Here is a 17858-nt window from a genome sequence, read left to right as displayed (position 1 = left end):
AAACCCCGCTCGACTTGCATGTATTAGGCACGCCGCCAGCGTTCGTCCTGAGCCAGGATCAAACTCTCCAATAAAGTTATTGAAAAGAGCGATAAGCTCAATTTGAATCTGACGAGATATAAATCTCATTGTTTGCTGTTACTTACGTAACAGCGATACTCACTCGTTGTTCAGTTTTCAAAGATCAAGCATTTTGTTCGTCGTCAGTGTTTCTCGGTGACAACTTTTATATCATATCACAGTCAATTTGATTATGCAAGCTTTTTTTCTTGCTTATTTTAGCAGCCTTTGATTTCGGCTGCCTTATCGACCGGAATTAGAATATACCATGGAATCAACTTAGTTAGCAAGCTTTTTTTAAATACAATTTATTACATTTATTTCTTTGACTGCCTCATGTCCTCACATGGTTTCCTTTTGTTCCCTTGGCCACAGCGTATAACTGAAACTGATGAGAAAATCGATTCCCAATGCAAGTGCCCAGACTCTAATAATCGACATAAGGCTGCTCGTCTTGCTGTGATCACCCACCATCTGGATCATTCCCAATAACAGTCCGCTTCCAATGATAAAGGCCAATACATGCCGATACCACCCCGCTCGCTCCCGCTTGGCATGCTGCTTTCCATATCTCGGTTTCTTCCTCGGCTTCCCGCCCCCTGCAAATCGATAAGCAAAGCGTTCATCCGCCCACTTGATCATCTGATGGCCGAAAGCGATTGTTGACCCGATATAAATAGCGGCAAGACCATGCGTCCACTGTGCTTCAGCCCCATTATGCAGATCATAAGCAGTTGCCAACAGCAGGACCAGATCAATGACTGGCGTAAACATCAGGAACAGAGCCCCTAACTTCTTCATTCCTACAACATAACGGAAGATTAGACCTATCAGGATTACAATCCAGAACATGATTTCACACGCGACAATTAACCAGCCGATCATAACAGCACTCCTTTTTAGTACAACTGTATTATTAAAATCATTCTAACACACATGTATTAAAAAAGACAACATGCTATAATAAACGCATGCCTAAAATTGTTGATCACGCTAAACAAAAGGAATTAGTTGCTGAAGCTGCCTGGAGAGTCATTCGACGGGAGGGGCTGCAGCATGCGTCCGTTCGGAACATAGCCGAGGAGGCAAAACTATCGGTCGGCTCGATGCGTCATTACTTCGGGAGCCAATCCGAACTTCTGGCTTATTCCATGCAGTTGGTCTCAGACCGGTGCAGTTCCCGGATTAGACGGCTGGATCTCAATGTCCCTCCTCTGGAGGGTATGAAGAAGCTGATTATGGAGACCCTCCCCGATACCGATGAAAAGAGGGCTGAAAGCGAGGTATGGATGGCATTTACTGCCCAAGCACTAACGGACCCTTCCCTAAAAGAACTTGCACATAAAGTATATGGTCATCTGCGGTACATGTTCGAACATGTCATCACTCAACTGTCATCTCTTGGCTATATGTCTGGTGATCTCGATATCGAAATTGAAATCCAACGGTTGTATGCTCTAGTTGACGGCTTAGTCCTGCATGCTGTGCTGAATCCAGAATCCTATCCTGCCAGCAGGCTCGAGGCTGTAATTGACTACCATTTGCGTTCCCTATGCCCAAACAGCCCTGACTCGCTGGCAAAATAAAAACAGACCTGCAAACCAGGTCTGTTTTTATTTATACAACTAACCTATGACAATATGCCCCTCCGGCCGTCGATACAGCTGTTTCCCCTGCTTCGGACGCAGAGCATAAGATATCGTAAGCGGGCCGATCCGGCCAATAAACATTGTGATGCAAATCAGAATCTTTCCCCAATCTGTTAATTGATGGGTCACTCCCATAGATAACCCAACCGTTCCAATAGCGGAGGCCGCCTCAAATGCCAATGGCAGGAACGCCCGGTCCTCTACGGTAAGCAGCAGCATCACAACGACCCCAAAGATAATGAGAGAGATAACAATAATGGTCAACGCACGCATGATGATTTCCTTGGGAGCCCGGTGACGGAACAGAATGATATCCTCTCGCCCGCGGATCATTGCCACAAGCGCTCCAATCATAATTAGAAAGGTTGTCGTCTTGATTCCCCCGCCCGTTGATCCTGGAGACGCACCTATGAACATCAGCAGAATCATAAAGAACTGGCTGCCTTGGCGCAAACTGCTGATATCAACCGTGCTAGTGCCTGAAGAACGAGTAGAGACCGATTGGAAGATGGATGCATAAATTTTCTCATCCCAGCTTAATGCCCCCAAGGTACGCGGATTCGTAAATTCAAAGATAAACAGGATAACCGCACCTATCACGATCAGGGCTCCGGATACGGACAGAACCATCTTGGAATGCAAAGATAAGCGCCGCTTTTTTCGGAAATCAAACAGGTCACTCAACACGAGAAAGCCCAGCCCCCCGCTAATAACCAGGACGGATGCCGTCAGATTAAACAGCCAATCTCCCCGATAATGAATAAAGCTGTTACCAAATAGGTCAAAGCCCCCGTTATTAAAAAGCGATACCGCATGGAATATTCCGTAGTATACAGCTTGACCGAATGGCATTTCTACAGCCCAGCGCAGCGCTAGAATGACCGCCGCCACCCCTTCAATGGTAAAAGAAAAAATCAGCACTTTGCGGACAATCCGCACAATGCCCTCCATACTGTCTGCGTTGATCGACTCTTTCAGGATCAGCCTGTCCTTCAAGGAAAGCCGTCTGCCAACAAGCAGTGCAAACAAAGTCGCCATCGTCATAATGCCCAGGCCGCCCAACTGCATTAGCAGCATAATGACCACTTCTCCAAATACAGTAAAGGTAGAACCCACATCCACTACTACCAGGCCGGTCACACAGGCAGCAGAGGTAGATGTGAACAAGGCATCAATCCAGTGCAGGGTGCCGGGATGCCGCTGGGACACAGGCAGCATCAGGAGCAGCGTCCCGATCGCTATAATTACGATAAAGCCTGCCACGAGAATAAACGAAGGCGAGGTAAAGTGAAGTTTTCTTTTGCTTCCAGCCGGCATATGCAGTGTCTCCTTCTAGTTCATTCTGATCGTCAGCAGGCAGACAGCCTGATTAAGAAAAAAGGGGCAGTGGCGATGAATCATCCCCTACTGTCCCCTTGGTTATTCAATATCCTTTACAGCCTTATTGTTCCTGTGTACGGTTGCGCATGTGCGGGAAGAGCAGCACATCGCGGATCGATGGAGAATCCGTCAGAAGCATAATCAGACGGTCTACACCAATACCCAAACCACCTGTCGGCGGCATACCATATTCCAATGCACGGATGAAATCATCGTCCATCTCATGAGCTTCATCATTGCCCTGCTCCTTCTCAAGCAGCTGCGCCTCAAAGCGCTGACGCTGGTCGATTGGATCGTTCAGCTCTGTAAACGCGTTGGCATGTTCACGTCCGACGATGAACAGCTCGAAACGGTCGGTGAAGCGTGGATCCTCTTCATTCTTTTTCGCAAGCGGCGAAATTTCCAGCGGATGCCCTGTAATGAAGGTTGGCTGAATCAATGTCTCTTCCACAAACTGCTCGAAGAATGCATTCAGGATATGACCAAATGTCATATGCGGTTCAACCGGCACTTTATGCTCTTTGGCCAGACGGTGCGCTTCTTCATCACTCATTTGCACACTGAAATCGACACCCGTTACCTCTTTAACGGCATCGACCATGGACACACGGCGCCATTGCGGCGTCAGATCAACCTCTTTACCCTGGTACATGATATGCTGGGTACCCAGCACTTCCTGGGCAATGTGAGCGATCAGATTCTCCGTCAGCTGCATAATATCCTTGTAGTCGGCATAAGCCTCATACAGCTCAATCATGGTAAACTCCGGATTATGACGCGTCGACATCCCTTCATTGCGGTATACACGGCCGATCTCATATACCTTCTCCAGACCACCAACAATCAGACGCTTCAGGTGAAGCTCAATCGCAATACGCATATAAAGCTGCATATCAAGTGCATTATGATGCGTAATGAAAGGACGGGCAGCTGCGCCGCCTGCAATGGAGTGCAGGGTCGGTGTCTCCACTTCCAGATAGCCGAGAGAATCGAGATAACGGCGCATAGATTGGATGATACGGGAACGTGCGATGAAGGTCTGCTGTACCTCCGGATTTACGATCAGGTCCACATAACGCTGACGGTAACGCTGTTCCACGTCTTTGAGACCATGATACTTCTCCGGAAGCGGGTACAGGGATTTGGACAGCACCTCGAGATCTTTTACCTTAATAGAAGTCTCGCCCGTCTTGGTCTTGAAGACCGTCCCTTTCACTCCAACGATATCGCCCAGATCCAGAATACTGAATGCAGCATACTTATCCTCAGGCACTGTGTCCTGACGAACATAAATTTGGATGCGGCCGCTAAGGTCTTGAATGTGAGCGAAGCTGGCTTTACCCATTCCGCGTTTGGCCATAATACGTCCAGCCAGGCTCACTTCCACACCCTTCTCTTCCAGCTCTTCCTTGGTCATGCTGTCATACTTCTGCAGAACGGCACCCGCTTCGTCAGTTCGTATGTACTTACGTCCGAACGGATCGATACCAAGTGCACGAAGCTCGTCCAATTTGGCACGGCGAATCTGCAGGAGCTCACTTAATTCCTCTTGAGAATCCTGATTCTCTGGGTTTACAACTTCCTCTGACATCGTTCGATTCAACTCCTTGATTAATTCTTACATATTTGAAGTGAAAAAAGCTTCCCTAAGGAAGCTCTTCATCTCTTTTCCCGGTAAGCAGTAGTGTTTATTTCTTAATGTCTACAATTTTGTACTGGATCACGCCGGCAGGCACGTTAACGTCGACAACAGCACCTTTTTGTTTGCCTAGGATGGCTTTGCCTACAGGGCTTTCATTGGATATTTTATTGTTTAACGGATCGGATTCGGCAGTACCTACAATGGTATATTCCACTTGATCGCCAAATTCCAGGTCTTCTACCAGCACGGTAGCACCAACACCAACGGAATCGGTATCGATTTCGTCACTGTTAATGATACGCGCGTTACGAAGCATTTTCTCCAAGGTAATGATACGGCCTTCAATAAAAGCCTGTTCGTTCTTGGCATCCTCATACTCGGAGTTCTCGCTGATATCTCCATAACCGATTGCGACTTTAATCCGTTCCGCCACTTCGCGGCGTTTAACCGATTTCAAATTCTCAAGCTCGTCTTCCAGTTTCTTGAGGCCTTCCTGTGTCAGAATGACTTCTTTATCGCTCATCTCAACCGATTCTCCTGTCGTGGAAATAATTTAAAAAAATGGACCAGTAAAAAGTCTAACACCACTATATGCCTGGATGCAGAAAACAGAACGTTCTCTCATGCTGTCAGCGGTTGCCTTCAAGTCAAATCTATGCAAGTGAAATTTATACTGAGAAATTATAGGGTACAGCAGAGTAAAAGTCAATGAGACCCGGCGGTTAATGAACCGCCGCCGTTGACTCTTCTTTCACATCCAGCTGTAAAACAAAGTTCTCCAAAATCCGCACGACATCATCCCGTTGGGTCTCCTCCATAATAGCGTCCTTTACATGGGCTGCGCCATCAATGCCTTTCAGGTACCAAGCCAGATGCTTGCGCATCTCCCGAACGGCAACAGCTTCGCCCCTCAAGCTGATCAGACGATCCATATGCAGAATCGCAATACGAATCTTTTCCATCGGAGCAGGATCCGGGTGAAGTTCTCCTGTCTTCAGATACTCAATCGTACGGTACAGCATCCAAGGATTTCCAAGGGCTCCGCGGCCGATCATGACTCCGTCTACGCCTGTGGTATCCAGCATACGGCGCGCATCTTCAGGAGTCAGAACATCACCGTTACCAATAACCGGGATGGATACAGCTTCCTTAACTTCTTTTATAATGTCCCAGTTGGCATGACCTGTATACAGCTGCTCCCGGGTACGCCCATGAACACTGACCGCATTCGCGCCGGCGCGTTCAACCGCTCTGGCATTCTCCACGGCATAGATGTGTTCATTGTCCCAGCCGATACGCATTTTAACAGTAACCGGTTTGTCTACAGCATCCACAACGGCTGATACCATTTCATAAATCTTGTTCGGATCCAGCAGCCAGCGCGCACCGGCATCACATTTGGTCACCTTCGGCACCGGACATCCCATATTGATATCGATAATATCCGCATTGGTCTCCTGATCCACGACCTTGGCCGCTTCAACCAGTGAATTCCGGTCCCCACCAAAAATCTGCAGGCTGAGCGGCTTCTCCCGTTCATCGACGAACAGCATCTCACGCGTACGCTTATTCCCATGGATAATGGCTTTGTCACTAACCATCTCCGCGCAGACAAGTCCTGTCCCAAATTCCTTTGCGATGAGGCGGAAAGCCGGATTGCAGACGCCTGCCATCGGAGCCAGAACAACCTGGTTCTTCAATTCTATATCGCCAATCTTCAACATGATCCTATGTTCACCCCTCTGATCTTCGGCTTTGTTTAATGTTGTGCTATATCGATACAACAGCATGTTATCTATCTATGCCCTTAATCTCCTGAACCGACACGCCCAGGGTTCGGGCAATGGCTTCCACCATATGATCTTCGACCTTACGATTTCCGCGTTCCAGTGAACCCAGCACCGTGAGCGACAAGCCCGTCTCTTCTGCCAGCTGCTGTTGGGTATATCCTTTTAATTTACGGAAGGCGCGGAGCCGCTGTGCCAGCTGCATGTTGTCCAAAGCTGTATTCCTTCCCTTCCATCCAGTCCAGCAAGCGCTGACTTCACAGTATTGTATAGGCCGGATGTATCGGGACTGACTATATCGGATAGAGGTACAAGCACAAATGCCCGTTCCCGCATTCTCGGATGTGGCAGCATCAGCTCCGGTGTATCCAGCTGCAGTCCTTCCATCCAAATCAGGTCCAGATCCACCGTACGGGGGCCCCAACGAACATCCCGGACCCTTCCCAGCTGATTCTCAATCTCCAGCATCGCCCGCAGCAGCTCTATTGGCTGAAGCCGCGTACTCACGGTCAATGCCATGTTCAGAAAGGCAGGCTGATTCATATAGCCCACAGGCTCGGTCTCATACAAATTGGAGCAGCGTTCCACCTGAATATCAGGATGCTGGTCCAGCAGGGTTACAGCCTCCATCAAGGTAGCTTGCCGATCCCCCAAATTGGCCCCCAAAGCAATATAAGCCTCTGATTTCTCAGAGGTCTGATAACCGTTCATGTTCACTTCTCACTTCCTTGTGCGATGAAGCTCCACGGTAACGCCCTGAAAATGAATATCAAAAGGCGGATGGGGCTTGGTTACTTTGACTGTCAATGCATTGACACTAGTATAAGTGTCCAGTAGGGAAGATGCAATACGTTCCCCTAACGCCTCAATTAACTGGAATGACTCCTTTTCTACAACCGCCTTCACCTTCTCATGCACTTCAGCATAATTGACGGTGTACTCCAGCGCATCTTCCTCACCGGCTCTGCGCAGGTCAAGCTCCAATTCCAGATCAATATAAAAACGCTGTCCAAGCCTGCGTTCTTCCTCAAAGACACCGTGATATCCGTAATACTCCATACGGTGAATAGACATCTTATCCAATGCTGATCTCCCTTTCTGTCCCAAACCAAATCTCTAGTCTCTAATCACGATATCCGGCGAAGCATACAACATGGCGTCACTCATACGAACGGTTCGCTTGATTTCCCTTACATCGTGAACCCGAACCATCTGGCACCCCTGTGCGATCCCGAAAGCAACCGTAGCAGCCGTCCCTTCGATGACATCATCCACAGGCAGGTCCAGCACCGTACGGATAAATCTCTTACGGGAGGTTGCCAGCAGCACTGGATAACCCATACGGCAGAGTTGTCCAAGTGAAGACATCACCACCAGGTTATCCTTATGATTTTTGGCAAAGCCGATCCCGGGATCCAGAATTAACTGTTCCGGTCTGATACCGGCTCGAGCAGCGATGTCAATGCTCTCTTGAAGATCCTGTACCATATCATGAACAATAGAGATGTAGTTCCGTTCCTTGCGATTATGCATCAGAATGACCGGACATCCGGCCTCGGCTGCCACACGCGCCATATCCGCATCTGCCTTGAGCCCCCAAATGTCATTAATTATATGAGCTCCTGCCCGAAGGGCTTGACGGGCTACCTCTGCCTTATATGTATCAATGGACAGGGGGATATGCGGAGCTTCCCTGTGGATCGCTTCAATAATTGGAACGACCCGATCAATCTCCTCCTGCACGCTGATCTGCTCATGACCGGGACGAGTAGACTCTCCGCCAATATCAATCAGATCGGCCCCGTCCTCCATTAACTGGAGCGCATGGGAGACCGCGCGATTCACATCGTTATATTTCCCCCCGTCCGAGAACGAATCCGGAGTGACATTTAGAATACCCATAATAAGTGTAGATTCGCCGAGGTTTAGGGTGGTTTCACCGCAGCAGTAACTGCGGCGGTACATCATAGGTGCTAGTCCCATCCCCACTATACCTGAATCTGGCTGCGCTTCAGGAAGTTGCGCAAAATCTGGTGTCCATGATCTGTAATGATGGACTCCGGGTGGAATTGTACGCCCTCGACAGCGTATTTTTTGTGACGAAGACCCATAATTTCGCCTTCCTCTGTCTCTGCCGTGATCTCAAGGGTATCGGGCAGTGTATCCCGGTCCACAATCAGCGAATGATAGCGTGTAGCTGTGAAAGGAGAAGGCAAGCCTTCAAAGACAGATTGATTACGATGATGAATGGGCGATGTTTTGCCATGCATCAGGCGTTCTGCCCGCACGACATGACCGCCAAAAGCCTGGCCGATTGCCTGGTGACCGAGACAGACACCAAAGATGGGAATCTTTCCTTTGAACTGCTGGATAACCTCCAGCGTTATGCCGGCCTCATTAGGTGTGCACGGACCCGGGGAAAGCAGAATATGGTCTGGAGACATTGCACGAATGCCTTCAATATCAATTTCGTCATTCCGACGCACTGTAACATCCTCACCCAGCTCACCCAGGTATTGTACGAGGTTATATGTGAAAGAATCATAATTATCGATGACAAGGATCATCGTCTCATCTCCCTTTTCTCTGTAGAGAAGCCTATCTTGGCTAGTCTACAGCTAACAGTTGTGTTGCTTGATAGTATACTAAAGCGGGCTCTGCTTTAAAAGCATTTTCCCCTAATAACAAGAAATCCCTCATCTCGCTGCCGAGAAAAGGGATTCCTATACCTATAATCAGTTCCTGGTATTAAGATTCAAAATTGTACAGCGGTGTGCTCAAGTAGCGTTCGCCGTTACTTGGAATAATGACCACAATTCGTTTGCCTTTACCCAGTTCCTTGGCTATCTTCAGTGCCGCGAATACAGCTGCACCTGAGGAAATACCAGACAGAATACCTTCTTCTCTTGCAACACGGCGTGCAGTTTCGAAAGCTTCATCATTCTCAACGGTTACGATTTCATCGTAGATGTTCTGGTTGAGAATATCCGGAATAAAGTTGGCACCAATGCCTTGAATTTTGTGCGGACCTGGTTTACCGCCGGACAAAATCGGGGAAGCTGCCGGCTCAACAGCAACGACCTTCACTTCAGGAAAAGCCTTCTTAAGCACTTCACCTGCGCCGGAGATTGTACCGCCGGTACCGATACCGGCTACGAACGCGTCAAGACCTCCGCCAATGGACTCGATCGCTTCTACAATTTCCGGGCCTGTTGTTTCCAGGTGGATCTTAAGGTTAGCTTTATTCTTAAACTGTTCTGCAGCAAAATATTCAGGATTCTCCTCCAGGAGCTCTTCCATCTTCTTCACCGCACCGTTCATGCCCTCCGATCCCGGAGTCAGAACAAGCTCTGCTCCATACGCACGCAGCAGGTTACGACGCTCCAAGCTCATTGTCTCAGGCATTACAATAATGGCTCTGTAGCCTTTAGCCGCAGCTACCATTGCCAGGCCGATACCTGTGTTGCCGCTCGTTGCCTCAATAATCGTACCGCCTGGCTTCAGAAGGCCTTCTTTCTCTGCTTCTTCAACCATGCTGACTGCGATCCGGTCCTTAACGCTGGAACCCGGGTTTTGATACTCAAGCTTCAGATAAATTTCTGCGCTGTCCTCAGGTACGATCCGGTTCAGGCGCACAAGCGGTGTTCCCCCGATAAGTTCAGTAACGTTATTGACGACTTTAGCCATGATAATTGCCCTCCTTAGAGAAATGAAAGATGGTCTGTACATGCTGCGAGCTATGGGCATCTGCTTCCGATCGATTCATGAAATGATTCAATCTATGCAAAATGCTAAATGAATAATTATTATTAAGATCATAGCCCTACTTATCCCGCGAAATACCTATATTCCCGAGTAAATCAGTAGGTTTTTATGATCTAATCTTATCAATCTCCGCTATTCTTGTCAATATTCACAATAAAAAATACTCCGCGATTTACTGGCAATCGCAGAGTATTTTAGGTAATTCTCCAGTTTGCTGCTGTTACGAGGCTGGTGCCGATTTTATGACCTTCGCACCGTATTTAACTCTTAAGTTACCCTCTACCTGTTCCAAAGGCATAGCCCGGCTCAGTTTGATCTCCTTCTTGGCTTTATGACGCGCATCGGTTGTGTTCATGGCTGGAGACCTCTCGATTTCCTTTACATAAACAACTGCATAATCCCCATCTTCAAGTACAATAGGCCCCGCCATATCCCCTGCTTGCAGCCGGGCTGCGGCTGACAGTATTTCCTTGGGCTGAAAAGGATCTTCTGCATCCACCCAGCCCAAATCTCCGCCCTGTTCCCGGACATCAGCATCTCTAAGTACTTCTTCGGCGACCTCTTCAAAAGGCACCCCATCTGCCAGGGAATCAAGGACTCGCCCTGCTGTCTTTTCATCCTGAACACGAATGACAGATAAATTCATACGAACGCGGGAATCAAATTCGCTGGCATGCTCGGCGATATACTCGCCTACCTCCTCGTCGCTAACTTCAATGTCTGCCGTGGCTATTTTGAGGAGCAGCACCTGATATTCCGCCTCCTGCCGAAGTTCGGCTGAGGTTAATCCAAACTGAGTCTTCATCTCGCGGTAGTAATCGGTCTCCGAGCTGTAGCCCTCCATAGCCTGCTTCAGCTGCGCTTGAACTTCGTCTGCTGATGCGGTCAGGTTCCGGGCTTGGGCTTCAAGACCTACCGCCTTCCGGTTCAGCATCTGCATCAGCACAGCCTGACCATAGTGGTTCTTCAGCTGACGAACCCAATCCCGGTTAGAAATGGAGTCATTGCCAATGCTGGCGACAGGCTGATCTCCATACAAGGCATCGCCATCGGAAGAACGGCGATCTTCTGATTCCTCAAGCAGTCCCTGCCTTACGATCCAACCGCTCAGCACCAGCACCCCGACAGTCAGAACAATCACTGCGGACCATAACACTCTCTCCTGCTTCGTCACCCCATGTGGATCACTCTTCCCCGGTTATTAGGATGTTGCTTGTTCCAACAGTGTCTGCAGATCTTCCTTATTGAAATGATAGGCCTCATTGCAGAAATGACATACCACTTCCGCTTCGCCTTCCTCTTCGATCAAGTCTTCCAGTTCCTTTTGTCCAAGGCTGATCAACGTTGCCTCCACACGTTCACGGGAGCACTGGCATACGAACCGGATATCCATACTGTCCATGACCTGTACATCAGGAAGCATCCAGCGCAGCAGTTCATCCAGCTCAAGACCCTGGTCCAGCAGCGAAGTCACTGGAGGAAGGGCACCCACTGCCTGCTCAATGGCTGTAATCTCGTCATCACTCAATCCTGGCAGCAGCTGAATGATAAACCCGCCAGCTGTGATGACCGAATTATCGGAATCCACCAACACACCCAGTCCTACTGCAGACGGCGTCTGTTCAGATACGGCAAAGTAATAAGTGAAATCTTCGCCAAGCTCACCTGAGATGATAGGTGTGCTCCCGCGATAGGGTTCTTTTAAACCAAGGTCTTTGGTGACATGCAGAAAGCCCGATGTTCCCACTGCTCCCGCAACGTCCAGTTTCCCAACACTGTTCGCCGGCAAATGTACATGGGGATCATCAATATATCCGCGAACTTCGCCTTTGGCGTTGGAATCGACCACGATTTGACCTACCGGGCCATCACCCTTAACCTGAATCGTCAGCTTCTCTTCACCTTTCAGCATCGCACCCATCATGGCACCAGCTGTAAGTGTACGTCCTAATGCAGCCGTAGCTGTAGGGTAGGTGTCGTGTCTGCGGCGAAGTTCCTCGACCAGTCCAGTTGTGCGCACCGCAAAAGCACGTACCCGACCGTTCATTGCAGTCCCGCGAATCAGGCGATCCTGTAATTGTTCTGTCATATGTTTATCCTCCTCAGCAGGGGTACCCCTGCCAGCACAATGAAATTTGAAGTTCTCTTCTATATCAACATTAATATCATCTTTACCCTGTGGTGAAAAAGACTAGCTCCACGAGCTTACTCTTCCAGTATAGAGCAATTGTAATGGCAAACCAAATCCATACCAGGCTAGTCAGTTACTGGTTGCGTTCATAAATAATTCGCAGGCCTTCGAGCGTCAGCATGGGATGAACCTCTTCAATAGAGCGCGTCTCGCTGGCAATAAGCTCTGCCAGTCCGCCAGTAGCCAGTACCCGCGGCTCGGCACCCATCTCAGCCTTGATCCGTTCCACAATTCCGTCGACCTGCCCGGCATAACCAAATATAATTCCCGCCTGCATCGCATGGACGGTATTGCGGCCAATGACCTTTTTAGGCTTCTCCAGCTCGATCCGCGGCAATTTTGAAGCCCGTTGGTACAGTGCCTCTGTGGAAATTCCAATGCCTGGTACGATGACACCGCCGAGGTAATTGCCCTTGTCATCAATACAGTCAAACGTTGTTGCCGTCCCAAAATCGACCACAACCAGCGGGCCATTATAACGATCAACAGCCGCTACTGCATTCACAATCCGGTCAGCACCCACTTCACGCGGATTCTCGTACCGCAGATTGAGACCGGTTTTAATACCAGGCCCAACCACAAGCGGCTTCTTGTGAATATACTTCATACATGTCGCTTCTATGACGTTAACCAGCGGCGGTACGACGGAAGAAATAATGACTCCCTCGATCTCGTTCTCCTCGATGTGGGCCATCTGGAACAGGTTATGGATCAATACACCATACTCATCCACGGTTGCTTGCCTGGACGTACTGATCCGGTAATGATGGAGCAGCTCGCGTCCCTTATAAATGCCAAGCACAATGTTGGTATTCCCGATATCGACAACTAAAATCACAACGTCCCCTCCCTTCCAAGACCTGAAAGGCATAATGCTGCCGATCCTGTCCGAAGGCTTGAAGCTATATCAAGATACGGTTTAAGGGTCATCCCACAGTTCCTCCATGATTTCCATATGAACTAGCTGTTTTCAGCCAACAAAAAAGAGTCGCCCGTAACAGGCAACTTCCTAAAGTATGCGCCTGAGCGCTTTCATTTCTCAATTAATGTACACAACGAACCAGGCTCTGTCAATGAAGTGGGCTTGATACAGCCAATGGGATTCCCTTCAACAAACAGCAAAAGAACCGGAAAACTTTCGTTTCCCGGTTCTCCCTGTATCTTCTGTATCGTGATAGCTGGATTATAACGTTGGCGGTGTGCCGCCGTTACTTCCAGGCTCTCCGTCATTACTATCCGGATCCTGGCGGTTCGGTGCATCATTCGGAATCGTACCTGTCTCCGGCTGTGCATCGTCTTTGCCTTGAATGCGAACGCGCACATCACCGATATTATCGATGGTAGCCTCGCCGCCTTCAGTAGGATTACCGTCACCATTGCCGCCTTTACCGTCCAGCGATCCTGTCTCAATGAGATTACGGATCTGTTCCAGATCCAGTGTCTCTTCTTCAAGGAGCGTCTGGGCAATAAGGTGCATTTCTCTCGTATGCTTGATGAGGAGATCTTTACAACGCTCATAGCTTTCATTAATGAAGCGCTGCATTTCCTGGTCGATTTCGTAAGCAATAGCATCACTGTAGTTCTGCTCATGCCCGATATCACGACCCAGGAATACCTGTCCCTGCGTGCTGCCAAACTGCAGTGGTCCAAGCTTCTCACTCATACCATATTCCATAATCATACTGCGGACAATCCCTGTTGCCTGCTGGAAGTCACTGTAGGCACCCGTGCCGATTTCGCCGATAAACAGCTCTTCTGCTACGCGTCCGCCAAGAAGTCCTGTCACTTTGTCCAGAAGCTCCTGCTTGGTTGTCAGCATACGGTCTTCCTTCGGAAGCATGATAACATATCCGCCGGCACGTCCACGCGGAACGATCGTCACCTTGTGTACCATGTCTGCATGCTCCAGGAAGTAGCCGACAATGGTATGGCCTGCCTCGTGATAAGCGACGATCCGTTTCTCACGGTCACTGATCACACGGCTGCGTTTCTCAGTACCGACAATGACGCGGTCAATCGCTTCATCCACTTCACGCATTGAGATATCGCGGCGGTTACGGCGTGCTGCCAGCAATGCCGCTTCGTTCAGGAGGTTCTCCAGATCTGCACCCGAGAATCCTGTAGTCCGCTTCGCAATAATATCGAGGCGTACGTCTTTTGTGAGCGGCTTGTTACGGGAGTGTACTTTCAGTACAGCTTCACGGCCTTTCACATCTGGACGATCAACTGTGATCTGACGGTCAAAACGTCCCGGACGCAGGAGCGCCGGATCCAGAATGTCCGCACGGTTCGTTGCAGCCACAATAATGATACCTTCATTTGCTCCGAAACCGTCCATCTCAACGAGCAGCTGATTGAGCGTCTGTTCACGTTCGTCGTGACCGCCGCCCAAACCGGCACCGCGCTGACGACCCACGGCATCAATCTCGTCAATAAAGATAATACAAGGTGCGTTCTTCTTCGCGTTCTCGAACAGGTCGCGCACACGGGATGCACCGACACCGACGAACATCTCTACAAAGTCCGAACCTGAAATACTAAAGAATGGAACGCCTGCCTCACCTGCAACTGCACGGGCTAGCAGCGTTTTACCGGTACCCGGAGGACCTACCAAAAGTACACCTTTTGGAATACGGGCACCCACCGCGGCGAACTTGCGAGGATCTTTCAGGAATTCTACGACTTCAACAAGCTCCTGTTTCTCTTCGTCCGCACCGGCTACATCTTCGAAAGTAACCTTCTTCTTCTCTTCGTTATACAGACGGGCACGGCTCTTGCCAAAGTTCATGACTTTGCCACCGCCACCTTGAGCCTGATTGAACAGGAAGAAGAAGAGGATGAACATGATAACCAGCGGAATAATGGAGGTCAAGAAAGTCAGCCAGATGCTCTCGCCTTCCATTTTCTTCTGTACATATTCAAATTTGTTGGTCTCACTAGCGTTTACAAGCTCATCGAGGGCTTGGTCCGTAGGAGGAATATACGTGGAAAAATTTAACGATTTGGCATTGGCAGGCTGGTTAATATATTGACCGGTCACGAGATAGGCGTAACCGTCGAATTGAACCGTCAACTTTTTGATATTGTTGGCTTTAACCTCTTGCCGTAATTGGTCATATCTAGGGAGATCGGCGGCTTCGTTACTGTTGCTGACAAACTGAACGATTCCCACCACGACTAAAAAAAGAATCAAATAAAAACCAGAATTCCGGATGAACCGATTCATCCCCTACCTCCTCTCAAGACACTCAAGTTATTTTACCATAGCCCGTCATGCCTTCTCAACAAAGGCTGGAAACGATACCAGGTACCTACGGGCGGGATGATCAGTTGCTGTAAACTTCCGGTTTCAAAATCCCGATGTAAGGGAGGTTCCGGTAGTGTTCGGCATAGTCCAGTCCATAACCGACGATGAATGCGTCAGGGATGGTGAATCCTGTATAATCCGCCTTCAGGTCAACGGTACGTCCAGTAGGTTTGTCGAACAGCGTAACCACTTTGGTGGACTTCGCATTCCGGTTCTGAAGCAGCTCAATCAGGTAGCTGAGCGTCAGACCGCTGTCGATGATATCTTCGACGATCAGAACGTCTCGTCCTTCAACGGATACATCCAGATCCTTGACGATTTTGACCACACCGGAAGACTTGGTGGAGGCACCATAGCTGGAAACGGCCATAAAATCAATTTCGAGCGGCACTGTAATGGTTTTAACCAAATCCGCCATAAATATAAACGCGCCTTTCAGCACGCAGATCACCAGGGGGTTTTTCCCTTCATACTCCCGGCTGAGCTGCGCGCCGAGTTCCTTGATTTTGGTGCTGAGTTCTTCTTCGCTGATCAGTACTTCTTGAATATCGTTTTGCAACGGTTTGAACCTCCTAAATGTATGCTATGAAAGTTGTGTCTGCACAATAACCGATTATGTTGTCTCTTCCAATGACATGTATATAACCGTAGTTGAAGCCTCCTTAACCACAGCATGCTCGGAACGCCGGATTCCGGGGATCCAGAGAATATTACCATTCTCATCACATAGGAGTGGAACAAGGGGACGCCGGGATGGAGGGATTTTACCGTCGATGAAAATATCTTTGACCTTTTTGCTCCCTTTTAATCCCATGACTTTCATCCGATCTCCAGGAATCCATGTACGGATACTTAGTGGAAAGGCTAAATAATTGGCGTCAAACCAAGCTTCATAAGGAGATGCCGTCTCAGGTGATGGAAATTCATGACCTTGAATGACAGAAATCCTCAATGTTCGGCCGATTTCATCCATTCGGAGTGTACAGTCCCCGGTTATAACAGGAATTTCATATTGATAGCCCGCCGGATGGGTATCCTTTTTCACAAAAAAGGCGACCACATCATATTCACGGATACAGGTCAGCCCCGTTCCCAAATCCAGACTCCATGTTGTAGGATGAGCCTGCAGGATTCCGCGGCGGATGACATCGATTTTGTGAAAATCCACATTTTCACTGTCCGAAGGCAGATAATTTAATATTAGTTTAATCAACCTCCGTTGTAAAGCGACATGTAACCCCAAGAAGGAAGGTACCTCTAAGGTTAACCTTCCGTGTTCTGAATGCACCATCCGGACATACAAATCCTGTGCAGCCTCTTCCATATAATCATCTTCTGCCTGAACTAATTCGGCCAGACGATTCAGCGTCTGAGGAAGCTGAGGATTATATTGCCCCAAATAAGGCAGCACATCCAAACGGATGGCATTTCTGCGATACTTCCGTTGTTCGTTGCTGCTGTCAGTCACATATGGAAAATGCTGCTCTTTACAAATCGCCACAAGTGCCGTTTTGTACATACGAAGCAGCGGACGGATAAGTTTCACATTTTTTTGCAATCTGTGATATTTTATACCGCCAAGCCCCTTTAGTCCGCTTCCGCGCAGCAGATGCAGCATCACCGTCTCCGCCTGATCATCACCATGATGTCCCATTGCAATGGAAGCCGCCCCATAGCGCTCCGCTACCTCGTGCAGGAAGGCATATCGAAGCTCACGTGCGGCCTCTTGGGACCCCTTGCCTGTCTCAAGCCGGTATGCAGGTACATCCAGCCGAATCATCTCAAAAGGGACTCCGAGTTCGAAGGCCAGATTGCGGACAAATTCAGCTTCTTGATCAGACTCTGTCGCGCGCAGCCCATGATGTACGTGAGCACAAACCAGCTGCAGCGGGGTGTGCGTGGATGAGATTTCTGCCAGAACACGCAAAAGAGCCACAGAGTCCGGCCCACCGGAAACTGCGACTACGATTCGGTCACCCGCAGACCAGAGCTGATACTCCAAATTCGTATCCAGCACCTGCTGCACCAATTGACTCCATCCTGCTCCCGCCATTGCTTTCCCCTTCTTGCTGTATGT

At 49.1% G+C, this 17858-nt stretch carries 18 protein-coding genes, 1 rRNA gene and 1 pseudogene; 2 read left to right on the top strand and 18 right to left on the bottom strand.

The window, feature by feature from the left end; translation table 11 throughout:
• Both Q5741_RS19715 and Q5741_RS19710 read right to left on the bottom strand, forming a co-directional pair.
• A 16S ribosomal RNA gene (locus Q5741_RS19715) occupies nt 1-74 on the bottom strand; the annotation flags it as partial.
• Between the two features lie 328 nt (nt 75-402).
• Nucleotides 403-945 (bottom strand): hypothetical protein, encoded by a 543-nt coding sequence (locus Q5741_RS19710; protein ID WP_305025825.1) that lies wholly within the window; start codon nt 943-945, stop codon nt 403-405.
• Between the two features lie 86 nt (nt 946-1031).
• Here Q5741_RS19710 and Q5741_RS19705 point away from each other — a divergent pair.
• Nucleotides 1032-1193: pseudogene (locus Q5741_RS19705) on the top strand (TetR/AcrR family transcriptional regulator); the annotation flags it as partial.
• 90 nt (nt 1194-1283) lie between these two features.
• Nucleotides 1284-1646, top strand: a complete 363-nt coding sequence (locus tag Q5741_RS19700) for a TetR family transcriptional regulator C-terminal domain-containing protein (RefSeq protein ID WP_305025827.1) — start codon at nt 1284-1286, stop codon at nt 1644-1646.
• A gap of 39 nt (nt 1647-1685) precedes the next feature.
• Here the strand turns inward: Q5741_RS19700 and Q5741_RS19695 are convergent, their stop codons facing one another.
• From Q5741_RS19695 to tilS, 16 genes are all read right to left on the bottom strand, one after another.
• Entirely contained in the window at nt 1686-3026 is a 1341-nt protein-coding gene (locus Q5741_RS19695) for a TrkH family potassium uptake protein (protein ID WP_305025824.1), read from the bottom strand.
• Between the two features lie 124 nt (nt 3027-3150).
• A complete protein-coding gene (lysS, locus tag Q5741_RS19690; protein WP_305025823.1) occupies nt 3151-4680 on the bottom strand; it encodes a lysine--tRNA ligase in 1530 nt (509 codons plus the stop codon).
• A gap of 97 nt (nt 4681-4777) precedes the next feature.
• Nucleotides 4778-5254, bottom strand: a complete 477-nt coding sequence (greA, locus tag Q5741_RS19685; RefSeq protein WP_305025822.1) for a transcription elongation factor GreA — start codon at nt 5252-5254, stop codon at nt 4778-4780.
• Nucleotides 5255-5453: 199 nt separating this feature from the next.
• Entirely contained in the window at nt 5454-6455 is a 1002-nt protein-coding gene (dusB, locus tag Q5741_RS19680; protein ID WP_305025821.1) for a tRNA dihydrouridine synthase DusB, read from the bottom strand.
• 67 nt (nt 6456-6522) lie between these two features.
• Nucleotides 6523-6732 (bottom strand): helix-turn-helix domain-containing protein, encoded by a 210-nt coding sequence (locus Q5741_RS19675; protein WP_305025820.1) that lies wholly within the window; start codon nt 6730-6732, stop codon nt 6523-6525.
• Complete coding sequence (folK, locus tag Q5741_RS19670; protein WP_305025826.1) at nt 6684-7229, bottom strand: 2-amino-4-hydroxy-6-hydroxymethyldihydropteridine diphosphokinase; 546 nt, start codon at nt 7227-7229, stop codon at nt 6684-6686. Before folK ends, Q5741_RS19675 begins: the two co-directional genes overlap by 49 nt.
• A gap of 9 nt (nt 7230-7238) precedes the next feature.
• Nucleotides 7239-7601, bottom strand: a complete 363-nt coding sequence (gene folB / locus Q5741_RS19665; protein ID WP_305025819.1) for a dihydroneopterin aldolase — start codon at nt 7599-7601, stop codon at nt 7239-7241.
• A 33-nt stretch (nt 7602-7634) separates the two neighbouring features.
• Nucleotides 7635-8501: a dihydropteroate synthase gene (folP, locus tag Q5741_RS19660; protein ID WP_305025818.1), complete on the bottom strand. Its 867-nt coding sequence runs from the start codon at nt 8499-8501 to the stop codon at nt 7635-7637.
• A gap of 5 nt (nt 8502-8506) precedes the next feature.
• The gene (gene pabA / locus Q5741_RS19655; protein ID WP_305025817.1) at nt 8507-9085 is read right to left on the bottom strand and encodes an aminodeoxychorismate/anthranilate synthase component II; all 579 of its coding nucleotides are present in this window, start codon (nt 9083-9085) and stop codon (nt 8507-8509) included.
• A gap of 181 nt (nt 9086-9266) precedes the next feature.
• Nucleotides 9267-10205: a cysteine synthase A gene (gene cysK / locus Q5741_RS19650; protein WP_305025816.1), complete on the bottom strand. Its 939-nt coding sequence runs from the start codon at nt 10203-10205 to the stop codon at nt 9267-9269.
• Between the two features lie 298 nt (nt 10206-10503).
• On the bottom strand, nt 10504-11457 hold the full coding sequence (locus Q5741_RS19645) for a peptidyl-prolyl cis-trans isomerase (protein WP_305025815.1): 954 nt from the start codon (nt 11455-11457) through the stop codon (nt 10504-10506).
• A gap of 27 nt (nt 11458-11484) precedes the next feature.
• Nucleotides 11485-12372, bottom strand: a complete 888-nt coding sequence (gene hslO / locus Q5741_RS19640; protein ID WP_305025814.1) for an Hsp33 family molecular chaperone HslO — start codon at nt 12370-12372, stop codon at nt 11485-11487.
• Nucleotides 12373-12547: 175 nt separating this feature from the next.
• Nucleotides 12548-13312, bottom strand: coding sequence for a type III pantothenate kinase (locus Q5741_RS19635; RefSeq protein ID WP_305025813.1), 765 nt, complete (start codon nt 13310-13312; stop codon nt 12548-12550).
• A gap of 345 nt (nt 13313-13657) precedes the next feature.
• Nucleotides 13658-15700 carry an ATP-dependent zinc metalloprotease FtsH gene (ftsH, locus tag Q5741_RS19630; RefSeq protein WP_305025812.1) on the bottom strand — a complete coding sequence of 681 codons (2043 nt, stop codon included), beginning with the start codon at nt 15698-15700 and terminating at the stop codon, nt 13658-13660.
• A 100-nt stretch (nt 15701-15800) separates the two neighbouring features.
• The gene (hpt, locus tag Q5741_RS19625) at nt 15801-16340 is read right to left on the bottom strand and encodes a hypoxanthine phosphoribosyltransferase (protein ID WP_305025811.1); all 540 of its coding nucleotides are present in this window, start codon (nt 16338-16340) and stop codon (nt 15801-15803) included.
• Nucleotides 16341-16394: 54 nt separating this feature from the next.
• Nucleotides 16395-17834 (bottom strand): tRNA lysidine(34) synthetase TilS, encoded by a 1440-nt coding sequence (gene tilS / locus Q5741_RS19620; protein WP_305025810.1) that lies wholly within the window; start codon nt 17832-17834, stop codon nt 16395-16397.
• Between the last annotated feature and the right edge of the window lie 24 nt (nt 17835-17858).

Source organism: Paenibacillus lacisoli, assembly GCF_030580655.1.
In the GTDB taxonomy this organism is placed as follows: Bacteria; Bacillota; Bacilli; order Paenibacillales; family Paenibacillaceae; genus Paenibacillus; species Paenibacillus lacisoli.
The sequence above is the reverse complement of the archived record's forward strand: the minus strand, read 5'-3'. Positions and strand labels throughout refer to the sequence as shown.